The 2,749-nt window shown below is 43.0% G+C and carries 4 protein-coding genes; all 4 read right to left on the bottom strand.

Going from position 1 to position 2,749, the window contains the following annotated elements; translation table 11 throughout:
* Positions 1-228: DUF3231 family protein (locus WB217_RS06020; protein WP_423991603.1), on the bottom strand; the 228-nt coding region annotated here is incomplete at its 3' end.
* Positions 229-455: 227 nt separating this feature from the next.
* Positions 456-773: a YerC/YecD family TrpR-related protein gene (locus WB217_RS06015; RefSeq protein ID WP_423991601.1), complete on the bottom strand. Its 318-nt coding sequence runs from the start codon at positions 771-773 to the stop codon at positions 456-458.
* Positions 774-848: 75 nt separating this feature from the next.
* The gene (locus WB217_RS06010; protein ID WP_423991599.1) at positions 849-1,892 is read right to left on the bottom strand and encodes a DUF3048 domain-containing protein; all 1,044 of its coding nucleotides are present in this window, start codon (positions 1,890-1,892) and stop codon (positions 849-851) included.
* A 63-nt stretch (positions 1,893-1,955) separates the two neighbouring features.
* The coding region (locus WB217_RS06005; RefSeq protein ID WP_423991597.1) for an adenine deaminase C-terminal domain-containing protein at positions 1,956-2,749 on the bottom strand (794 nt) is incomplete at its 5' end.

The raw sequence follows: 2,749 nt of genomic DNA, 5'->3' as shown, positions 1-2,749 counted from the left end.
CATAAACCCTTTTATAGATGACATGAAATCTTCCGTTAAGCTTAAAGCATTCTCCACCAATGTCTTTATCTCTTCATCCTTCACATGCTGAAGAAAATGCCTTAAAATCACAGACGACATGCTATTGCCCATATAAGTCGCCCAAAGCTTAGCCATTTCGACAGAAGTGAATTTTTCTGTAGGATTCATTTTGGCTGTATCGAAGTTAATCGGCTGTAAAGATGTCATTATAAACCCCTTATCCCATATTTTCGTTTAGTTTAATCCCTAACGAAAAAAATATTCACTCTCTAAAGGCATGTCCAGCTTCCTATCAAACTCAGCTAACCATTCTTTTAAAAAAATTGATTCAGTCACTATTTGACAGAGCAATATCAATCAGAAGACAAAATAAAAAAGGACAAAAACCAAATCGGTTTTTGTCCTTTTATCCATGCAATTAGCTTCTGCGAGCTTTATGCCTCTTCCTTCGCAACATTCTCTTCTTCCTTCAAACGATCCAATGCCATCTCATAAGCATCATTGCCATAGTTCAAGCAGCGCTTGACCCTCGAGATCGTTGCCGTGCTTGCACCTGTATCTGTCTCGATTTTATGGTAAGTCTTGCCCTCGCGAAGCATGCGGGCAACTTCGAGGCGCTGTGCCAGTGACTGGATTTCATTCACTGTCGCCAAATCATCAAAGAAGCGATACGCTTCGTCAAGATCTTTTAGCGATAAAATTGCATTGAAAAGTTGATCTAATTCTTTTCCTCTTAATTTATCAATTTGCATATAGTCATACCCCTTATATACTCTTATTTTTTTATTATGGCTGCTTCCGCTTTGATTTTACTCTGCGAATATCGCCTATTGTTCAGAGTCGAATGAGACATCGCTGATTGATGGGACGATGTTAAACCATGTTTTCCCGGGAACGAAACCAGCTTTTTCCCCATCCTTATAAGGGATAATCCTGCCAGCTTCATTTTTCCATTGTATCTCATTGACTTTGCCTTTTTGGAACAGATAACCAGTACCGCCTGATTTCAAATCAACATCCCTGCGGCCAGCTGAATCGACAATTTTGTGATCCATTTGCACGACCAGAAGATTATCAATCAGCACCGGTTCCTTTGAATCGAGATCTGCTGTTTCTTCATTCCCTGAAAAACGGTGATACTTCCCGGCTTCAGCATCATATTCATAAATCAAATCGAATGCTGGCGTTCCGTAGGATACCATGATATCCTTGGCTGCCGCACCTTCAAGCCCATCGAATTCTTCCTTGCTTAAAAAAGCAGCAGAAGCCGGTGCCGTATCCATATCGTAGTCTCTTTTTTCAGCACCTTTTATCATATTATCATATGTGATATATGAATTGTGCGGGGCTTTGCGGAAGCTTGCCCTCTTAAAAAGAGAACCGTCATACTGGATGCCGTTGATGTTATCGATGTCCCCGCGATCGAGCATTTCCTTGGCTTCAGGACTGTAGCCATGGGCTATAAAAAAGCTGTCATATCCTAAAGCCAGGTCGATAAAATACTCCCTCGCACTTCGGATGGGTCCAACCTTCTCAGGGTGTTTACTTTGGTAAATCGCAACCAGCCTAGTTACTTCCCCTTCAGCCAAAACCTCATAGATGAGATCCGCCTCATTAAGTCCCGACTGGGGTCTAGCTTTTGGATGGTTATTGACGACTACCGCAATAGCTCTGCCGGCTGGCTCCGCTTTTGTGCCAATTCCCGTCAGCGGGAACTGATATGGAAGCTTCTCTGCTTCTTTGACAACGTCTTCAACTTCTTTTTCTTTATGTTGTTTCGTTGTTTCATTTTCTGTCTTTGTCTCTTTACTGCTGCACCCGGCTAGAAGGATCATCATAGCCGCTGTTACAGCGATCCATTTTTTCATCATTCTCGCCACCCCTGTAAATTCCCTGGTCTCATGGCTGTAAATGTCTTGTTGCACTTTTATATTTTAACGCATTATCGTTGGAAAGAGTACCGTTTTTTTCATCACATCATAGATGCCCCGCTGTGTGATCCGGATGTACGGCAAATGCGTTGATGAGAAGAATAATAAGGAATAAATCGGGTCCGAAAACTTATAGCCCTTTTCCTTCAAATATTCCAGCAGCTTCTTTTCTTCCGCCATCAGCTCCCCAACTGGATGGCTGGACATGATCCCTTGCAGCCTTAACGGAATCTCTCGTATTGCCGTTCCATTCTCGCAGGCAACGATTCCGCCGCCAAGCTCCTTCATCCGGTTAAAAGCAGCCATCATATCCCGCTTGTTTTTGCCAATCAGGATAATGTCACCTGTATTTGAGAATGAACTCGCAAGTCCTTGCAAATCAGTCGCAAAGCCTTTTAAAATCGTATTGATTCGCCATTCGCCATTCCGGTCAATCAGCATGAAAAAGCACTCATCATGACTTGAGGCTAATTCATCACCAGACACATCGATTGAAATGGAATATGGTTTTGTAATGACCGAATTCTCCATTTTAATGCCAAACGGCATCGAGAACTGCATGTCATCAAGCGTCAGCTCCCAATCCATTTTTAACGGCTCGAACCCTAATTCGGACCAGTCCAGCTCGCTTGTCACTTCGATTGCCTCTCCGTTACGCTTCACCCACTGACCCTTTGCCAGCACTGAAACCGGTGTAGGTTCAAGCTCATTACTTAAAATATTGATGTTCGCAATCCGCCCTGTCGCAATGTTCCCATGCAGATGCTCAAAATTGTAATATCGAGCCACATTGATTG

The organism is Mesobacillus sp., assembly GCF_049588175.1.
In the GTDB taxonomy this organism is placed as follows: Bacteria; Bacillota; Bacilli; order Bacillales; family Cytobacillaceae; genus Mesobacillus.
The sequence above is the reverse complement of the archived record's forward strand: the minus strand, read 5'-3'. Positions and strand labels throughout refer to the sequence as shown.